Below are 18,437 nucleotides of genomic sequence, written 5' to 3' on the forward strand. Positions count from 1 at the left end.
TGAACAGCCCCAATAAAACATTCGTTTGCTAACAAAGGCAAATGTTCACTGGACGAACGCTCGGAGGGGTATTCGTCTCACGGCAATCTGGGGAGTGCCTTTGCGCCGAGCTGGCGGCAAAGGCGTTGAATGAGATCAAGGAGCATCGCGAGGCATAGGCTCGGGGCTCCAGGGAGGAAGAATGGATACTGTTCTCGCTGGCCTCAAGGGGGCCATCGACACGCTCGGCGCGACAATCCTGCTGCCGATCGTCATTTTCATCATAGCCGTGGTCTTGGGCGCCAAGGTCAACAAGGCCTTTCGTGCCGCCGTCACCATCGGCGTCGCCTTCATCGGTATCAATCTCGTGCTTGGCCTGATGTTCACATCGATCGGTGACGTCGCCAAAGCCATCGTCACCAACACCGGCATCCATCGCGACATCATCGATGTCGGCTGGCCCTCGGCGGCGGCGATCGCCTTCGGCTCGTCGGTCGGCCTGTGGGTCATTCCGGTCGGCATCCTGGTCAACATCGTGCTCTTGCTCACGCGCATGACGCGCACGCTCAATGTCGACGTCTGGAATTTCTGGCACTTCGCCTTTGTCGGCTCGCTCGTCGTCGCCGCCACCAACAATCTGGGCTACGGCATTGCCATTGCCGCCCTCGTCGCGGCACTGTCGCTGCTGTTCGCCGACTGGTCGGCGCGCGCGGTGCAGCAGTTCTACGGCGTGCCCGGCATTTCGGTGCCGCATCTCGCCTCGGCGCAGATCCTGCCGATCGCCATCATCCTGAACTGGATCATGGACCGCATTCCCGGCATCAACCGCATCAACATCAACACCGAAACCATCGAGCGCCGCTTCGGCGTGTTCGGTGAGCCTGTCGTGCTTGGCCTGATCATCGGCCTCGTGCTCGGCGCCATCGCCTTCTACAATGCGGGCGATCTCGGCACGGTGCTGGCCAAGGTGCTGGGCACCGGCATGACGCTGGCGGCGGTGATGCTGCTCCTGCCGCGTATGGTGAAGATCCTGATGGAAGGCCTGCTTCCGGTTTCCGACGCGGCGCAGGAATTCGTGCGCAAGCGCACCGGCGACCGCGAGCTGCTCGTCGGCCTCGATTCGGCGATCCTGATCGGCCATCCCGCGGCGATCTCGTCGTCGCTGATCCTGGTGCCGATCGCCATCATCCTGTCGGTGATCCTGCCGGGCAACCGCGTCATCCTGTTCGCCGACCTGGCGGTCATCCCGTTCATCGTCGCCATGACCGCGCCGCTGGTCAAAGGCAATGTGTTCCGCATGGTGGTGATCGGCACGGTGACGCTGGCGATCGGCTTCTATGTCGCCAATGCGCTGGCGCCGCTGTTCACAAGTGCGGCCGTCGCCTCGGGCTTCAAGCTGCCGGCGGATGCACTTCAGATCACCTCGGTGGTCGACGGCTTCCTGTGGGTTCCCTATGTCATCATCGAGGCGATCCAGGGGCTGGGGCTGGTCGGTATCATCGTGATCGCCGTGGTCATCGCGGCGCTGTTCGTCCTCTATCGCCGCAATCCGCTCGGCTGGGAGCGGGCGGCGGGCGCCGAGGACGAGCCGGCCGAAGGCACCGCCTAACCGCCATCGCCTTCAATTCGAAACGATCGTGCGCCCTCTGCGGGCGTACGATCCACAACGGAGCAAGACATGTCCGACGGCCTCTTGCAGCTTCTGGATCCCGAAGCGATCGTGCTCGGATCCGATGCCTCGACCAATGAGGAGATCATCCGCGTCCTGGCCGGCCGGCTGGAAGCACTGGGCTATGTCAAAAGCTCCTATGCCGATGCGGTCGTGCGCCGCGAAATGACCATTCCGACGGGGCTGCCGCTGGAGCGCGCCGACAATGTCGCGGTGCCGCACACCGATCCCGAACATGTGCTGAAGCCCGGCATCGCCATGGGCACGCTCAAGAAACCAGTGACCTTCGCCAACATGGAAGACCCCGACGAGAAGCTGCCGGTGGGCTTCGTCTTCCTGCTTGCCATCAATGACAAGGACAAGCAGATTGAAGCGCTGCAGTCCGTCATGGCCACCATCCAGAATCCCGACGCATTGGACGGCTTGAGGTCGGCCAGGACGCTTGACGACGTGCGCGCCGTGCTCGGCTGAAACCCAAGGAGAAGCAAGAGATGTCCAGACAGAAAACAATTCTCTTTGCCTGCGGCACCGGCATCGCGACGTCGACCGCGGTCAACGTGGCCGTCACCGAGGCGATGAAGAAGCGCGGCCTCACTTTCAACGCCCAGCAGGCGAAGGCCACCGAAGTGCCGGGGCTGGCCGACAGCGTCGACTTCATCGTCGCCACCACGCCGATCTCGGCTTCGGTAACCAAACCAGTCATCAAGGGCCTCGCCTTCCTCACCGGCGTCGGAAAGGACAAGGTGCTCGACGAGATAGAGGCGCAGCTGCGCAAGTAGTCGCGGGCGACGCAGCCTGGCGACCAGGCTGACCTCAAACCACTCTGACGTAGCTCGTCATGCCCGACTTCTGGTGCTCGATGATGTGGCAGTGCAGCAGCCAGTCGCCGGGATTGTCGGCGACGAAGCCGAGGCTCACCTTCTCGTTGGGCTGGATGAGATAGGTGTCCGATATCAGCGGCTCAACCTGCCGCGTCGAGGACGACAGCACCTTGAAGCTCATACCGTGCAGATGCATCGGATGCGATTGCGGTGTCAGGTTCTCCATGTCGATGACATAGCTCTTGCCGAGCTTCAGTTCGGCCAGCGGCGCGGTCGGATCTGATGTATCGCCTGGCCACGGCACCTTGTTGATGGCCCAGAAACTGTAGCCCAGCGAACCGCAGATGCCGTCGCTCGGTACGTTTTCCGCCGTGGCGCTGAGCGCCAGGGAAATATGATGGGCGGCTGTAAGATCGACCTCCGCCACCGGATTGACCTCCAGCGGAGCAACTTCGCGAACATCCCGCTTGAGCGAACTGCCCGTCGCGCGCAGGGTCGCCAGGATCTTGGGCTTGGTGCCCCTGACATCCCGCAGGCTCACCAGTGCGCCTTCCTGGTCGGGCATGCGGATGGCGAGTTCCATCCGCTGCCCCGGCCCAAGCAGCAGGGCATCGGGTGAAAAACGCTGGGGCACGGGATTGCCATCCAGCGCCATCACGATCGCCTCGGCGCCGTCGACGCGAAAGGCATAGATGCGCGTGACGTCGGTGATGGCGACGCGCAGCCGCACCAGCCCTCCGGCCGGGGCGTCATAATGCGGCTGATCAAGCCAATTGGCGGTGCGCACCGTGCCGTATGTGCCGGTTTTCGCGGCATCGCGCGGCCGGAACTGGTCGATGAACTGGCCGTCGTCGCCGAGACGCCAGTCGCGCAGATTGAGGACGAATTCGGCGTCGAATTTCGGATCGTTCGGATTTTCCACCACGATCACGCCGGTCAGGCCGTGGCCCATCTGCTCCAGCGTGTTGCAATGCGGGTGGTACCAGAAGGTGCCGGCATCGGGCGGGGTGAAGGCGTAGTCGAAATGATCGCCGGTGTAGACATAGGGCTGCACCAGGAAGGGCACGCCATCCATCTTGTTGGGCACGCGAATGCCGTGCCAGTGGATGGTCGTGGGATCATCCATGGCGTTGACCAGACGCGCCGCGAAGGGTTCGCCCTTCTTCATCCTCAGCACCGGCGGCATTCCGGCGTTGCCATAGGTCAGCACATTGTTGGTCGGGCCGATGTCCATCAGCCTCGCCTGGACCTTGGCCGTCTGCAGCACTACCGGCTCCGGGCTGGCGGCCGCCAAGCTGGCAATCCTGCCGATGGCCGAAAGCCCAACTCCGGTTGCGCCAGCGACGGCGGCCGTTTTCAAGAGCCCGCGGCGTGTCCATCCGGTCATTCGGCGCTCCAACTGCAAAGCCTGGGATTTATCGTCGCCTTGGATCACAGGCGAGCCGCCAGTGCAAATGCCGATATTGGCACACCGCGTCTCGCCATGACGGCAGGATGAGACGACAGAGCCTCCCGCCCTACTCCGCCGCTTCGGCATACTGCGCGGGCACATAGTTGAGGATAGGCCCGAGCCAGCGCTCCACTTCCGCGAACGGCATGTCCTTGCGGCGTGCATAGTCCTCAACCTGATCGCGCTCGACCTTGGCGACGCCGAAGTAATAGCTTTCGGGATGCGCGAGATAGATGCCGGACACGGACGAGCCCGGCCACATCGCGTAGCTTTCGGTCAGGCTGACGCCGGCATTGCGCTCGCCGTCGAGCAGCCGGAACAGCGTTGCCTTCTCGGTATGGTCTGGCTGCGCCGGATAGCCCGGCGCCGGGCGAATGCCGCGATAGGGTTCGCCGATCAGGTCGTCCGGCGCCAACTTCTCGTCGGCAGCATAGCCCCAGAATTCCTTGCGCACCTTCTCGTGCATACGCTCGGCGAAAGCTTCGGCAAAGCGGTCGGCCAGCGCCTTGACCATGATCGAGGAGTAGTCGTCATTGGCCCGCTCGAAACGCTCTGATATCGCAACTTCCTCGATGCCGGCGGTGACGATGAAGCCGCCGACATAATCGGGCTTGCCGCTCTCGGTCGGTGCCACGAAATCCGAGAGCGCGACATTGGCCTTGCCGTCGCGCTTGGTCAGTTGCTGGCGCAGCGTGAAGAAGGTCGCCAATTCCTTCGTGCGCCCCTCGTCGGTGAACAGCCTGATGTCGTCACCGACGGCATTGGCCGGCCAGAAACCGATGACGCCACGCGGCGCGAACCATTTCTCGGCGACGATCTTCTCCAGCATCGCCTGCCCGTCCTCGAACAACTGGCGCGCTGCCGGCCCCTGCGCCTGGTCTTCCAGGATCTTGGGATAACGCCCCTTCAACTCCCAGGTCTGGAAGAACGGCGTCCAGTCGATATAGCGTGAGAGCTCGGTCAGATCCCAGTTCTCGAACACCTTTACGCCCGTGAAAGATGGCTTCGGCGGCTGGTAGGCGGACCAGTCGACCTTGTGCGCATTGGCCCTTGCCTTGGCCAGTGGCAGCCGCTGCTTGTCGGCCTCGGAGCGGGCATGCGCGTCAGCAACCTTCTTGTACTCGGTGCGCACCGTCTCGACGTAATCCGCCTTGCTGTCGTTGGACAGCAGCGCCGAAACCACGCCGACAGCTCGGCTGGCATCGGTGACATAGATAGTCTGCCCCCTGGCGTAGCGCGGGTGGATCTTCACCGCCGTGTGCACGCGGCTGGTCGTTGCGCCGCCGATCAGCAGCGGGATGTCGAAACCCTCGCGCTCCATCTCGGCGGCCATATGCACCATCTCGTCCAGCGACGGCGTGATCAGGCCGGAGAGACCAATGATGTCGACATTTTGCTCGCGCGCCGTCTGCAGGATTTTTGCCGCCGGCACCATGACACCGAGATCGATGATCTCGTAATTGTTGCAGGCGAGAACCACACCGACGATGTTCTTGCCGATGTCGTGGACGTCGCCCTTCACCGTCGCCATCAGGATTTTTCCGGCCGTCTGGCGCTCACCATTGTCGATGCCGTTGGCGGCGTTGGCCAGCTTCTCGGCTTCCATATGCGGCAGCAGCCCGGCCACCGCCTGCTTCATCACCCGCGCCGACTTCACCACTTGCGGCAGGAACATTTTTCCCGCGCCGAACAGGTCGCCGACGACATTCATGCCGGCCATCAGCGGGCCTTCGATGACATGCAGCGGGCGCTCCGAGGCGAGCCGAGCTTCCTCGGTGTCGGCGTCGATGAATTCGGTGATGCCGTTGACCAGCGCATGCGAAATCCGCTGCTCGACTGTCCATTCGCGCCAGGCGAGATCGCGCTCCTGCGCTTCCTTACCCGCCGTGCCCTTGAAGCGTTCGGCGATCTCCAGCATGCGTTCCGTCGCGGTGCCGCCGGCCTTGGGCATGCGGTTGAGCACGACATCCTCGCAGGCCTCGCGCAACTCCGGCTCGATCGTGTCGTAGACGGCAAGCTGGCCGGCATTGACGATGCCCATATCCATGCCGCGCTGGATGGCGTGGTAGAGGAACACCGCGTGCATCGCCTCACGCACCGGCTCGTTGCCGCGAAACGAGAAGGACAGGTTCGACACGCCGCCGGAAATGTGGGCATGCGGCAGCGTCGAAGTGATCTCACCGGTGGCCTCGATGAAATCGACGCCGTAATTGTCGTGCTCCTCGATGCCGGTGGCGACCGCGAAGACATTGGGATCGAAGACGATATCCTCGGGAGGGAAGCCGGCCTGTTCGGTCAGGAGCTTGTAGGCGCGGGTGCAGATCTCGACCTTGGGCGCCTTGGTATCGGCCTGGCCGGCTTCGTCGAAGGCCATCACGACCACGGCAGCGCCATAGGCTCGCACCAACCTGGCATGATGCAGGAATGCTTCCTCGCCTTCCTTCAAGGAGATCGAATTGACCAGCGGCTTGCCCTGCACGCATTTGAGCCCAGCCTCGATGATCTCCCATTTCGAACTATCGACCATGACCGGGACGCGGGCGATGTCCGGCTCGGCGGCGATCAGGTTGAGGTATTCGACCATGGCCTTCTTCGAGTCGATCAGGCCCTCATCCATGTTAATGTCGATGATCTGGGCGCCATTGGCGACCTGATCGCGCGCCACGTCGAGCGCGGGAACATAGTCGCCGGTCGTGATCAGCTTCCTGAACTTGGCCGAGCCGGTGACGTTGGTGCGCTCACCGACATTGACGAAGGGGATCTCGTCGGTCAGCGTGAATGGCTCCAGTCCGGACAGGCGCATCTTGCGCTCGATCTCGGGGATGGCGCGGGGCGGATATTTTTTCACGGCCTCGGCGATGGCGCTGATGTGGTCGGGCGTCGAGCCACAGCAGCCGCCAACGACATTGACCAGCCCCTCGCGCGCAAAGTCTTCGATCTGCGCGGCCATGAATTCCGGGCTCTCGTCATACCTGCCGAACTCATTCGGCAGGCCGGCATTCGGATAGGCGCAGACGAAGGTATCGGCGGCACCGGAAATCTCGGCCAGATGTGCGCGCATGGCATTGGCGCCGAGCGCGCAGTTGAGACCGATGGTGAAGGGGCTGGCATGGCGCACCGAATGCCAGAAGGCGGTCGGCGTCTGGCCCGACAGCGTGCGCCCGGAAAGGTCGGTGATGGTACCCGAAATCATCACCGGCAGATGCACGCCCTTCTCAATGAAGATCTCGTTGCAAGCGAAGATCGCCGCCTTGGCGTTCAGCGTGTCGAAGATGGTTTCTATCAGGATGATGTCGGCGCCACCGTCGATCAGGCCGCGCAGCTGCTCGCCATAGGCCAGCCGCAACTCATCGAAGGTCACCGCGCGATAGCCGGGATTGTTGACATCAGGCGACATCGAGGCGGTGCGGTTGGTTGGTCCGAGCGCGCCGGCGACGAAGCGGCGCTTGCCGTCTTCCTTCTCAGCCCGCTTCGCCGCCCGGCGTACCAGCCGCGCGCCGTCGCGGTTCAGCGCATAAACGGCATCCTCCATGCCGTAATCGGCCTGGGCGATCGAGGTCGACGAGAAGGTGTTGGTCTCGAGAATATCCGCACCGGCAACGGCATATTGATAGTGGATCTCCTCGATCGCTTTCGGCTGTGTCAGGATCAGCAGGTCGTTGTTGCCCTGCTGGTGGCAGGCGCAGCCGGCAAAGGCCTCACCGCGGAAATGATCTTCGTCGAAGCCAAGCCCCTGGATCTGCGTGCCCATGGCGCCGTCGAGAATGAGAATGCGTTCGCGTGCCACCGCGGTCAGTGCCGCGAGCACTTCCGAGCCGTCGGGTTTTGCCACGACGGGGCCGAACAGGTCATCCAGCGAGGCGGAATGCTGCGACATTTTCTATCCTTTTGGCGACCATTCTGCCCATGTCACATAAGGATATCTTTATGTCAATATACGCTTCTCGCTAGACGGAGTCACGCGCCATTGCAGGTGCCAGAGCAACAAACGTCAAAAGCGACCGTTGCCGGGGCGTCCATTGCCCATCCAACTGGACACGCGGCACTCCTGTGTCAGTTCAGATCAGCCAGCAAGGCTTGCGCCTCGGCGAGGTTCTTCTCGGAGCCTGCGGTGAGGTCGTCCATCTTGCGCTCCCTGAAGATGACCAGCGCCTCCTGGCAAGCGGCGATCGCTTCCTCGGCCAGCGCCTTGTCCTTGCGGGCAGCGCCCAGGTCGGTCAGCACGTCGCACAGGCTGTCCTCGGTGAAGGCGACAGCCGGAACCGAATTGATCTTCTTCTGCATGGCGATGGCCTCGCGCAGGATCGGCACCGCTTCCTCGAAACGGGCGACGTTGTTTTCCGAACGGCCGGCCAGCGTCAAGGCATAGCCGACCTCGTTCTGCAGGCTCGCCCAACGGTCGGGGTCACGAGCGCGGCCGACCTCGTCGGCCAGCTCCCGGTTGACGGCGATCGCCTCGTCGAACACTTCAGGCGACGGCGCCTTCGCGCCGATCATACCAAGCACATTGGCGAGGTTGCCCTGCGTGGTCGCCCAGCGCTCGGGATCGCGGGCGCGGCTGCGCACCGCCTGGATGCTGCGGTAGATGCCGGCCGAGCGCTTCAGCAAGGCGACGTCGTTGCGCCAATAGCCCAGCGACGACAGCGCGCTCGCCAGGTTGGACTGGTTGCGCGTCCAGCCATCGGCATCCTTGTCGCGGGTCGTCACTGTCAGCGCCGCCTCATAGGCCTGCACCGATTTCGCCATGATGTCCGGATCGGACGCGGCACTTGCCTGCATCATGCGGGCATTGCCGAGATCGCTTTCGACCGAGGCCCACGGCGTGCGGTCCAGCAGGGTGGCGTAGACGGCAAGGGCAGCCTCATGCGCGGTCGCTGCCTTCTGGTAGAGCGACGGATCGTTGCTCGCGCCAGCGAGGTAGTAATAGGCGCTGCCGAGATCGTTCTGCAGTTGGGCGTGATCCTGCGGTACGGCGGCAAGATCGTAGAACGGCAACGCCGCTTCAAGCGCCGTCACCGCCTGCTTGAATTCGTCGCCGTCCTGCACCCGGTCGCCCAGCACCAAAAGGACATGGCCGAGCCCCCATTGCGTTGCTGCCCAGGCGTCGGGATCGCTGTCGCGGGTCTGCACCTCGAGCGCTACGCGATAGGCCGTCACCGAGCGTTCGAGCGCTTCGGTCGGCCCATCGGCCTTGCCCAACATGGAGAGTGCTGCACCCAGCCGGTATTGTGTCTTTGCCCAGTCTTTCGGCGCGCCGTCCTTGGTCCGCACTGTGAGCGCGGCGTCATAGGCGGCGACCGCCTGTTCGAGCACCGATTTGTCGCCGGCGCGATCGCCCCAGGTCGACAGCGTGCTGCCGAGACTGTGCTCGATCGAGGCAAACTCGGTGGGCGCGGCCGTAGCCGTGTAGACTTCGGATGCGCTGCGATAAGCGGTTGCCGACTTTTGCAGATAGTCTGTTCCCGTGTCGCGCTCGCCGAGCGAAGCATAGGCGGAGCCCAGATTCTGTTGCAGCGAGGCCCAGTCGAGCGGCAGTTTTTCACGCGGATATTCCGAGAGTGCGGCCTCATAGGCGGACACCGCCTTGAGCAGTGTCGCCGTGTCGCCCTGCTTCACGCCGAGGCGCTGCAAGGCATTGCCGAGCGTCAGCTGGCCGTTGGCCCAGCTCGCCGGCGCATGCTCGCGCGTCCACACGGTGAGTGCCGCTTCGGCCGCTTCGCGCGCGTGCTGCAGCGTCGGGATGTCGCCATTGATCTCGCCGATCGTCTCCAGCGCCGAGCTCATATTGTTCTGGATCGTCGCCCATTGCGCCGGCGCGCGTTCCCGGGTCATTTCCTCCGTCGCCGACTGGTAGGCGGCGACCGCCTGCTCAAGTGTTGCGACGTCCTTCTCGCGCGCGCCGAGACGAAACAGCGCCGCACCGAGATTAACCTCGCTCAAGGCCCAATCGAGCGGCACGCGCTCGCGGCTATACTCAGTCAACGCGGCGCGATGCGCCTTGATCGCAGCGCGGAAACTGCCGCTGCTCGTTTCGCGCTCGCCGAGCTCCGACAGCACGATGCCGAGGTTGTTCTCAGTCGCCGCCCATTCGAGCGGCACCTTCTTCGCCCCCTGCACCTCGAGCGCCGCCCGGAATGTGGCGACCGCCTTGTCGAGCAGCGCGGTGCCACTCTCGCGCTGGCCGAGCCGCCAGTAGACCGTACCGAGATTGCCTGAGGTGGACGCCCAATCGTCCGGATAGGTTTCCCGCGTATAGACCGTCAGCGCCTGCTCGAAGGCCGCGGCCGCCTTGTCGAGGTTTTCGCGCCCGGCCTCGCGCTCGCCCAGCGTGGAGAGACTGGTAGCAAGATTGTTCTGAGTGGCCGCCCACTTTCGTGGCGTCTTTTCACGCGACACATAGGTCAGGCTCTTTTCATAGGCCGCGACGGCCTGGACTAGAAATGCGTTGTCGCCGGAAAACGTGCCCTGATTGGAAAGCGCCTCGGCTTCCGCCCCCTTGTAGAACCACGCATCCTCGTCGCTCCATCTCTCGGCTTCGTCATAGGCCTTGGCGTAGTCCTGCGCGGCCTTGAGATAGTCGAAAGACAGCTCGTAGGTCTTTGCGCTGCTGGCGAAGACTTCCGCGAATTCGAGCCGACGCGCCTTGAGATCGGCTTCAGCCTTGTCGACCGTATTGGACAATTCGCCGACGCGGGCCTTGGCTTGTTCGTGGAATTTCTGCGCGGCATCGAGCGCACCTTCCTGCACCGCCTGGTCGGCCAGTTTCGACAGGCGCACGATCTCCGGGTCCTGACTCTTCAGCGCGGCCTGCTCGGCCAGAACCTGCTTCAGCCGCTCGGCCTGGCCGCGCAGCAATTTGTCGAGTTCGGCCGGGTCCTTCGGCGTGTCGGCGCCGAGCGTCTTCAGCATGGCATAGAGCGCATCCATCGGCACGCCGCCGTCGCGCGAAATGGTTTCGATCTGGCGGCGTTCCGGGTCGGGCAGCACCGAAATGGTGAGCAGCAGCCGGCGGCGCTCGCTGAGGATTTCGCCCTCATCGCCCTTCGGCGCTTCGGCCGGCGTACCGAAATACAGCAGCCGGCGCAGGCTCTCATTGACCCATGGCCGCTGCTGGCCGTTGGTCTTGAGATAGACCTCCTCGCCGATCATGCGCAGCACGGTGCCGAATTCCTCGCCGCCCATCGTGTCGATGTGGCGCAGGATCGCCGCCGCATAGGGGCTGTTGCCGTCGGCCGGCCCGTCGAGCGCCACCTTGCCGGGTTCGGCGGCAAAGCCGATGACCTGGCCGAGGCTGTCGTCGGCCGAGCCGTTGACCGGCGCATTGCTCTTCAGCGCCACGACGCTGCGCGTTTCGCCGAGACCGCCGGCGCCGATCGGCTTGCCCTCGTCATCCGGCGCCAGCTTCAGCAGCGTGCCCGGCGGGAACGGATCGTTGCGGCAGGCGTCGAGCAGCACGATGGTGACCGGCACCCTGGCCTTGAGTTCGGCAACGATCGACGACAGCGGCACCAGCTTCTCGCCGGCGTCGTCGAGCGCCGAGACATCGGCATCGACGGGGATCAGAAAGTTTTCGCCGCCGGCCTCGATGCCGTGGCCGGAATAGTAGATGACGGCGACGTCGGCGCCTTCGGCATCGTCGACGAAGCCTTCGAGATCGCGCCGCAATTTGCGCGCATCGCGGTTGGTGGCCACGGATGTTTCGAAGCCGAGCTTGTCGAACATTTCCTCGATGGCGCGGGCGTCATTTTCCGGATTGGGCAGTTTGCCGACATGCTTGTAGTCGGACTGGCCGATGACGAGTGCCACGCCTTTCAGCGCCTTGGGCTCCTCGGCATGAGCCGGGACCAGCGCGCACAGGCACAGAATCAGCGCCGCGGCGAACGCCGCGCAAATGCGCACCCTTTCGACTGCTACTCGCCCAAGCTGCATCGCCAACCCCGGAACCCGCAAGGCGCGATCTTACCTCGCGAGATGGCATCATGATGGCCGGCGCATGGCAAGGCCTGGGGTGAACGGTGTTCTTGTCGTGAGGCGCGGATGCTGGCTGGTTTTCACGCCGTGAGCGGGTAGTCTTCAGCAAAGGGCTTCAGAGGAGGTTGCGATGAGTGATTTCACGCCAAAATTTGATTTGGCTGGCAAGGTGGTGCTGGTCACCGGCGCTTCGCGCGGTATTGGCCGCGCCTGCGCGCTGGCCAGCGCCGGCTCCGGCGCCGACATGATCGTCGGCGTGCGCAACAAGGCCGACGGTGCTGCGCTTGTCGCCGAGATCGAACGCATCGGCCGGCGGGCGCTCGCCGTGCAGATGGATGCGACCGATCTTGCCACGGTGCGCAAAGGTGTCGCCGACGCGCATGCCGCCTTCGGCCGCATCGACGTTCTGGTCAACAATGTCGGGCTCGGGCCGGAAAACCTGGCGGAGAACGTCACCGAGGAGGATTTCGACCTCACCGTGAACGTCAACCTCAAGGGCACGTTCTTCACCACCCAGGCGGTCGGAAAGCTGATGATCGCGCAAAAAGGCGGGCGCATCATCAACATCAGCTCGCAGGCCGGCACGGTGACGCTGAAGGGCGAGGCGATCTATTGCATGACCAAGGCGGCGATCAACCATCTGACGCGCTGCCTGGCCGCCGAGTGGGCGCAGCACAGGATCGCCGTCAACAGCGTGGCGCCGACCTTCATCTGGACCGATGGCACACGCCCCTCGCTCGCCGAACCGGATTTCCACGCGCATGTGCTCGGCCATATCCCGCTCGGCCGCATCGGCGACCCGATCGATGTGGCGGGAACCGTGGTGTTCCTCGCCTCACCCGCAGCGTCGCTGATTACGGGAGCGAATATTTTGGTCGATGGTGGCTGGTCGGTGGCGTAGGCTTGCGCCGGCCCTAAGCCTTGTCGACGCTGGCCAGAAACCGCGCGAAGATCGGGTCGAAACGGTCGGGCGAATCCCAGAACGGCGCATGGCCTGAATTGTCGAGCAGATGCGTCTTGCCTTCCCACAGGTTGGAAAATTTCACGGCCGAGACGAAGTCGGTGTTGACGAAGGGTTCGTCGATGCCGTTCAGCACGGCGATCGGCGGCGTCTTGCCGGCGACGATCTCGCGCTGGTTGCGGCCGGTGCCGGCCGAAAATTTCTCGAACATCAGGCGCCGCGCCCGCCCGTCGGTGCGCGCAACCGTGTCGATGAGAAACGGCTCGAACGGCTCCCCGCAGGTGCTGCGCGCATAAGCCTCGACATCGGCTGCAGTGAAGGTCTCCTGCCCGGCAAGGTGCATGTGCGGGCTCGGCTTGAAGCCGTTGCCGACTTCCTCGGGCGCCACTGGCGGGGTGCCTGTAATCATCAGGCCGAGCAGGCCTGGAAAGCGGTCGATCATCTCCAATCCGATATGGCCACCAAGCGACCAGCCGAAGACGATGGCCTTGTCGATACCGAGCAGGCCCAGCACTTCGGTCATCGCATCGGCATAGCCCTCCATGCTGTAGGAGCGGTCCGGATCGATCGCATCGCCTGATGCCCCATGCCCCGGCAGATCGGCGGCGATGATGCGGTAGCGCTCGCCCAACGGGCTCTCGAGCTGGTTGCGGAAAACAGCACTCGATGACGAATTGCCGTGGATCAGCAGGACGGCGGTGCCTTTGCCGCCGGTCTCGCGAAGGGCGACCCTGCCGTGGCTGGTTTCAAGGATCTTCTGCGTGATCGTCATGGTCCGCTCCGTCTGGAATTGCCTTGTTTAAGTGCAGGTGCGCAGCAAAGCGCCACGGCTTCCATACCTTTTCGGGAATCGTGTTCCCGATCAGGATGCGTTGAAAAATCCTTTTCAAATAAGAACAATTATGCGTAGATTGTCAATTATCCAACTCCCGATGAACGGGAGGAAAACAGGGAACAGCACGATGAAATCCAAATCCGCCGCCACCAGAATCCGCCATATGCTGATGAGCACCGCGCTGATCGGCATGTTTGCCGTATCCGCCGTTCCCGCCTTTGCCGATGTCGTCAAGATCGGCCTGCTGGCGCCGATCACCGGGCCCGCCGCGGCGGACGGCCAGGAATTCCAGCGCGGCGTGCAGATGGCGATCGATGAGGCAAACGCCGCCGGCGGCGTCGCCGGCAACACGTTCGAACTGGTGGTCGGCGACGTCAAGGATCAGTCCGCCGGCAACGTCACCAGCGCCGTCGAGCGGCTGCTTGGCGATCAGGGCGTGCAGTTCATGCTCACCGGCTACGCCAGCCTGACGAATTTCGAGATCGACAACATGGCCGAAGCCGAGATGCCTTATATGCTGGCTGCCACCTCGCAGCAGACCAGGGACATCATCGCGCCGCACCCGGACAAATACATGTGCTGCTGGTCGCTGACGCCGTCCTTCGACGCCTACAACACCGACGTCACCCTGTTCGTCGAGAAGCTCGCGGCCGACGGCAAGATCACCTTGCCGTCCAAGAAGGTCGCCATCATCTCCTCCGACAACGCCTATTCCAAGACCATCTCCGAAGGCATGAAGAAGACCTTCAAGGAGAAGGGCTGGACCATCACCGTCGATGAGATCGTCCCCTTCGGCGAAGTGACCGACTGGCGCTCGATCCTGGCCAAGGTGCGCGAGAATGTGCCTGATGTCGTCATCAACACCGACTATCTGCCGGGCAATTCGGCATCCTTCCTCAACCAGTTCCTCGAGCAGCCGACCAAGAGCCTGGTCTTCCTGCAATACGCGCCGAGTGTCCCGGAATTCGTCGAACTGACCGGCAAGAAATCGAACGGCGTCATCTACAATCTTCTGGGGGGCGCGCTGACCACGCCGAAGAACCCGCGCGCCGACGAGGTGGCGGCCAAGTTCAAAACGAAATTTGGCGTCGAGAGCGGCACCTATGGCGTCGCGCTCTACGAAATGACCAATGTCTATTTCGACGCGGTCAAGAAGGTCGGCGGCGCATCCGACCACGCGGCGATCATGAAGGCGCTGTCGGAAACCGACAAGCAGGTCGCCGAAGGCCGGCTGAAGTTCGATCCCGCCACGCACCTTGCCACGCAGGGCGACGACTATATCCCGATCACCTTCTTCCAGATCTGGGACGGCCAGCGCACGCTGATCTCGCCGGAGAAATATGCCACCGGCGCCTTCAAGCTCCAGCCCTGGATGCAGTGAGGAATGGCCCTGCTTGAACTGGACGACGTCTCGAAGGCCTTCGGTTCGCTGAAGGCCGTCGACGGCGTGTCGTTCAAGGTCGAGGCCGGCGAGATCTTTGGCATCGCCGGCCCGAACGGCAGCGGCAAGAGCACGCTGTTCAACATCATCACCGGCATCCCGTTCGGACCAGACCGGGGCCGCATCCGCCTCGACGGGAGCGCAATCAACGGCAAGTCAGGGCATGCCATCGCGCGGCTCGGCCTTGCCCGCACCTTTCAGCGCGAGACCAGCTTCGACGGGCTGACCGTATTCGAGAACGCCTTGATCGGCGCCAGCTACGGCAAGCAGGAGAAAGCGGCCGCAGTCGCCCGCGATGTCGCCGCCGAGGCGCTGGAATTCGTCGGCCTGGGGTCCGTGTCCTTCGGACGGCTGGCCGGCGAACTGTCCGTCTTCGAGCGCAAGTGCCTGATGCTTGCCACCGCGATAGCCATGCAGCCGCGCATGCTGCTGCTCGACGAACCGGCCTCAAGCCTGACCAAACCCGAGATCGAGACATCGATCGGGCTGATCCGCCGCACCGCTGAGCGCGGCATCACCATCCTTCTGATCGAGCATGTGCTGACCTTCCTGATGAGCCTGTCGCAGCACCTTCTGGTGCTCAACAATGGCCGCGTGCTCGCCGCCGGCGAACCGGCTGATGTGATCGCCGACCCGCGCGTCATCGAAGCCTATCTCGGGACTAGGAGGGCGGTGGCGTGAATCCCATCCTCACCGTCGAAGGCGTCACCGCCGGTTACGGCCGCGTCACCGTGCTGCACGACATTTCCCTGGAGGCCGGCCGCTTCGGCAATGTCGGCCTGTTCGGCCCCAATGGCCATGGCAAGACGACGCTGCTGCGGGCGATCTCCGGGCTGCTGCAACCAAAGAGCGGCCGCATCCTGTTCGATGGGCAAGACATTTCCGGCCGCAGCGCCCGCGCCATCGTCGGCACCGGGCTGATCCATGTGCCACAAGGCAACCGGCTGTTTCCCGATCTCTCCATCGCCGACTGCATGGCGCTCGGCGCCTATTCGCCGCGTGCCCGCCCGCATGAGGCGGAGAACCGCGAGAAGGTGATCAAGCTGTTCCCGAAGCTGGCGGAACGCTGGCGCCAGCGCGTGCGCACCCTGTCGGGCGGCGAGCGCCAGATGGTGTCGATCGGCACGGCATTGATGAGCCACCCGCGCTTGCTGATCCTCGACGAGCCGACGCTGGGGCTGGCGCCCAAGATCAAGGATGAGCTGTGCGCCTCGGTCATGGACATTTCGCGCGGCGGCGTGCCGCTCATCGTCGTCGAGCAGGACATCGAATTCCTGCTCGAACTGACGCAGCAGCTCTACCTCGTTAATCACGGCGCGGTGGCGACCGAGATCAAGCCGGGCGAAAGCCTCGACCACGGCGAGATCATGTCGATGTATTTTGGCCACTAGGATTCTGAGATGAGCGCATTGGCGGAAATCCTGTTCGGCGGCCTTTTCCAGGGCTCGCTCTACGCCATGATGGCGGTCGGGCTGGCCCTGGTCTGGACGACGATCGGCGTGTTCAATTTCAGCCATGGTGTGTTCATGATGCTGGGCGCCTACATCGCCTGGCAACTGGTCGAGCTCGGCCTGCCGGCAGCGGTCGCCTTTCCGATCGCCGTCGTGGTCATGGCCGGCGTCGGCTGGATCCTGCAGGCGAGCGTCGTGCGGCCGCTGATCGGCCGCCCCAACATCGTGCTGGTCGTCGTCATCACCACGCTTGCCGCCGGATCGCTGATCGAGAACGGCGCCCTGACCATCTGGGGGCCGCGCTCGAAGCAGATCCCGGCGCTGATCGACGGCAACGCCACAATAGGCGGCGTCGGCGTCTCGCTGCACCAGATCGCCATCATCGTCATCACGCCGCTGATCCTGGCCGCGCTGTGGATGTTCCTCAACCGCACCCGGCTTGGGCTGGCGTTGCGTGCCGTGGCGCAGAACGAGGATGCCAGCCATCTGGTCGGCCTCAACGTCACCGCGCTATATGGGCTGGCCTTCGCCATCGCCGCTTCGCTGGCGGGACTCGCCGGCATCTTCATGGGCGGCTATCGCTTCATGTCACCTGTCATGGGCAGCGACCCGCTGCTCAAGGCGCTGATCGTCGTCGTCTTCGGCGGCATATCGAGCATATCGGGACCGATCTTCGCCGCCTATCTGATCGGCTTCTTCGAGGCTGCCTGCAGCTACTATTTCGGCCTCTACTGGACGCCGGCGCTGCTGTTCGGCGTGCTGATCCTGACCCTGATGGTGCGCCCCGAGGGCATTTTCGCCAGCCGCTCACGAGGCCTCGCATGACCGACACGACCTCGACGATGCCACCAATCCGTACAGCGGCGGCAATTCCGATCGCGCCCGGCCGCACACCCTGGAAACATGAGGCCGTCGGCTTCGTGCTCGGCTTCGCGCTGCTGGCGCTGTTGCCGTTGGTCTTCGGCGACACCTATGCCCGCCACATCCTGATCATGGCCTTCATCTATGCTATCGTCGCCTCGAACTGGGACCTCAGCCTCGGCTATGGCGGCGTCTTCAATTTCGGCCATCTGGCGCTGTTCGGCATCGGCGTCTATGCCTACAGCCTGCTGACCAAGCTGGCCGGGCTCGACCCCTGGATCGCGCTGTTTGCCAGCGGCGTCATCGCCACGCTGGCGGCGATCCTGGTGACCATCCCGATCCTGCGGCTGAAGGGCATCTACATCATCCTGGTGACGTTCGGCTTCGCGCAGCTGGTGATGCAGGTGATCCTCAGCCAGTCCGACATCACCGGCGGCACGCAGGGCATCGTGCGCATCCCCGGCCTCTACTGGTTCGACCACAACATGGTCCGCGACGCCAAATTCGCTTATTTCTACATCGCGCTGGCGCTGCTGGTGGCAAGCACTTTGTTCCTGCGCGTGTTCGTGCGCTCGCGCGCCGGCGCCAGCATCGTGGCGTTGCGCGACAATGAGGAATACGCCATCAGCCGCGGCGTCTCGATCGTGCGCCAGCGCATGCTGACGCTGGCGGCCAGCGCCTTCTTCACCGGTGTTGCCGGCGCCTTCTACGCCGCCTACCAGCGCAATGCCTCGATCGACGTCTTCGGCATGAGTCTGGCGACCATCATCCTGTCGATGGTGCTGCTGGGCGGCACCAGCACCATCTACGGCGCCATCATCGCCTCTTTCGTGCTGACGATCTTCGCCGAGTGGATGGCCGATTTCGGCGCATGGCGGCCGATGATCACGGCGGTGCTGATCATCGGCGTGATGCTGGCCTATCCCAGCGGGCTGGCCGGCATGATCAAGGCCGCATGGGGCGCTGTCGCCGGCCGCCTGAGGCGTCCGGCCTGACCC

General features: G+C 63.7%; 13 protein-coding genes. 9 read left to right on the forward strand and 4 right to left on the reverse strand.

Going from position 1 to position 18,437, the window contains the following annotated elements; genetic code table 11:
• The first annotated feature begins 181 nt into the window (after nucleotides 1–181).
• From JG746_RS30530 to JG746_RS30540, 3 genes are all read left to right on the forward strand, one after another.
• The gene (locus tag JG746_RS30530) at nucleotides 182–1,588 is read left to right on the forward strand and encodes a PTS galactitol transporter subunit IIC (protein WP_202356113.1); all 1,407 of its coding nucleotides are present in this window, start codon (nucleotides 182–184) and stop codon (nucleotides 1,586–1,588) included.
• Between the two features lie 69 nt (nucleotides 1,589–1,657).
• Nucleotides 1,658–2,119: a PTS sugar transporter subunit IIA gene (locus JG746_RS30535; RefSeq protein ID WP_202356114.1), complete on the forward strand. Its 462-nt coding sequence runs from the start codon at nucleotides 1,658–1,660 to the stop codon at nucleotides 2,117–2,119.
• Between the two features lie 20 nt (nucleotides 2,120–2,139).
• Nucleotides 2,140–2,427: a PTS sugar transporter subunit IIB gene (locus JG746_RS30540; RefSeq protein WP_202356115.1), complete on the forward strand. Its 288-nt coding sequence runs from the start codon at nucleotides 2,140–2,142 to the stop codon at nucleotides 2,425–2,427.
• Between the two features lie 34 nt (nucleotides 2,428–2,461).
• On the opposite strand, the gene JG746_RS30545 is transcribed toward JG746_RS30540, so the two are convergent.
• The 3 genes from JG746_RS30545 to JG746_RS30555 all read right to left on the reverse strand — a co-directional run bounded on the left by JG746_RS30545 (nucleotide 2,462) and on the right by JG746_RS30555 (nucleotide 11,848).
• Complete coding sequence (locus JG746_RS30545) at nucleotides 2,462–3,856, reverse strand: multicopper oxidase family protein (RefSeq protein ID WP_202356116.1); 1,395 nt, start codon at nucleotides 3,854–3,856, stop codon at nucleotides 2,462–2,464.
• A 130-nt stretch (nucleotides 3,857–3,986) separates the two neighbouring features.
• Nucleotides 3,987–7,796: a methionine synthase gene (metH, locus tag JG746_RS30550; RefSeq protein ID WP_202356117.1), complete on the reverse strand. Its 3,810-nt coding sequence runs from the start codon at nucleotides 7,794–7,796 to the stop codon at nucleotides 3,987–3,989.
• A gap of 176 nt (nucleotides 7,797–7,972) precedes the next feature.
• Complete coding sequence (locus tag JG746_RS30555; RefSeq protein WP_202356118.1) at nucleotides 7,973–11,848, reverse strand: caspase family protein; 3,876 nt, start codon at nucleotides 11,846–11,848, stop codon at nucleotides 7,973–7,975.
• Nucleotides 11,849–12,020: 172 nt separating this feature from the next.
• Between JG746_RS30555 and JG746_RS30560 the strand changes: the two genes are divergently transcribed.
• Nucleotides 12,021–12,791, forward strand: a complete 771-nt coding sequence (locus tag JG746_RS30560; RefSeq protein WP_202356119.1) for an SDR family NAD(P)-dependent oxidoreductase — start codon at nucleotides 12,021–12,023, stop codon at nucleotides 12,789–12,791.
• Nucleotides 12,792–12,804: 13 nt separating this feature from the next.
• Here JG746_RS30560 and JG746_RS30565 read toward each other — a convergent pair whose 3' ends face one another.
• Complete coding sequence (locus JG746_RS30565; RefSeq protein ID WP_202356120.1) at nucleotides 12,805–13,623, reverse strand: alpha/beta fold hydrolase; 819 nt, start codon at nucleotides 13,621–13,623, stop codon at nucleotides 12,805–12,807.
• 190 nt (nucleotides 13,624–13,813) lie between these two features.
• Here JG746_RS30565 and JG746_RS30570 point away from each other — a divergent pair, with 190 nt between their 5' ends.
• Genes JG746_RS30570 through JG746_RS30590 form a run of 5 tightly spaced genes read left to right on the forward strand, consistent with a single transcriptional unit; the run spans nucleotide 13,814 to nucleotide 18,434 of the window.
• Nucleotides 13,814–15,067: an ABC transporter substrate-binding protein gene (locus JG746_RS30570; RefSeq protein ID WP_202356121.1), complete on the forward strand. Its 1,254-nt coding sequence runs from the start codon at nucleotides 13,814–13,816 to the stop codon at nucleotides 15,065–15,067.
• Nucleotides 15,068–15,070: 3 nt separating this feature from the next.
• On the forward strand, nucleotides 15,071–15,808 hold the full coding sequence (locus JG746_RS30575) for an ABC transporter ATP-binding protein (protein ID WP_202356122.1): 738 nt from the start codon (nucleotides 15,071–15,073) through the stop codon (nucleotides 15,806–15,808).
• Nucleotides 15,805–16,518, forward strand: a complete 714-nt coding sequence (locus JG746_RS30580; RefSeq protein WP_202356123.1) for an ABC transporter ATP-binding protein — start codon at nucleotides 15,805–15,807, stop codon at nucleotides 16,516–16,518. Before JG746_RS30575 ends, JG746_RS30580 begins: the two co-directional genes overlap by 4 nt.
• 9 nt (nucleotides 16,519–16,527) lie before the next feature.
• On the forward strand, nucleotides 16,528–17,403 hold the full coding sequence (locus tag JG746_RS30585) for a branched-chain amino acid ABC transporter permease (RefSeq protein WP_027045159.1): 876 nt from the start codon (nucleotides 16,528–16,530) through the stop codon (nucleotides 17,401–17,403).
• Nucleotides 17,400–18,434: a branched-chain amino acid ABC transporter permease gene (locus JG746_RS30590; RefSeq protein ID WP_202356124.1), complete on the forward strand. Its 1,035-nt coding sequence runs from the start codon at nucleotides 17,400–17,402 to the stop codon at nucleotides 18,432–18,434. Before JG746_RS30585 ends, JG746_RS30590 begins: the two co-directional genes overlap by 4 nt.
• Nucleotides 18,435–18,437: the final 3 nt, after the last annotated feature.

The sequence above is a fragment of the Mesorhizobium sp. 113-3-3 genome (genome assembly GCF_016756495.1).
Lineage (GTDB): Bacteria > Pseudomonadota > Alphaproteobacteria > Rhizobiales > Rhizobiaceae > Mesorhizobium.

Coding starts and splice junctions, on each gene's coding strand:
- JG746_RS30545 (WP_202356116.1), bottom strand. CDS start 3,856: ATGACCGGATGGACACGCCGCGGGCTCTTGAAAACGGCCGCCGTCGCT.
- JG746_RS30575 (WP_202356122.1), top strand. CDS start 15,071: ATGGCCCTGCTTGAACTGGACGACGTCTCGAAGGCCTTCGGTTCGCTG.
- JG746_RS30540 (WP_202356115.1), top strand. CDS start 2,140: ATGTCCAGACAGAAAACAATTCTCTTTGCCTGCGGCACCGGCATCGCG.
- JG746_RS30565 (WP_202356120.1), bottom strand. CDS start 13,623: ATGACGATCACGCAGAAGATCCTTGAAACCAGCCACGGCAGGGTCGCC.
- JG746_RS30530 (WP_202356113.1), top strand. CDS start 182: ATGGATACTGTTCTCGCTGGCCTCAAGGGGGCCATCGACACGCTCGGC.
- metH (WP_202356117.1), bottom strand. CDS start 7,796: ATGTCGCAGCATTCCGCCTCGCTGGATGACCTGTTCGGCCCCGTCGTG.
- JG746_RS30535 (WP_202356114.1), top strand. CDS start 1,658: ATGTCCGACGGCCTCTTGCAGCTTCTGGATCCCGAAGCGATCGTGCTC.
- JG746_RS30560 (WP_202356119.1), top strand. CDS start 12,021: ATGAGTGATTTCACGCCAAAATTTGATTTGGCTGGCAAGGTGGTGCTG.
- JG746_RS30570 (WP_202356121.1), top strand. CDS start 13,814: ATGAAATCCAAATCCGCCGCCACCAGAATCCGCCATATGCTGATGAGC.
- JG746_RS30585 (WP_027045159.1), top strand. CDS start 16,528: ATGAGCGCATTGGCGGAAATCCTGTTCGGCGGCCTTTTCCAGGGCTCG.
- JG746_RS30590 (WP_202356124.1), top strand. CDS start 17,400: ATGACCGACACGACCTCGACGATGCCACCAATCCGTACAGCGGCGGCA.
- JG746_RS30555 (WP_202356118.1), bottom strand. CDS start 11,848: ATGCAGCTTGGGCGAGTAGCAGTCGAAAGGGTGCGCATTTGCGCGGCG.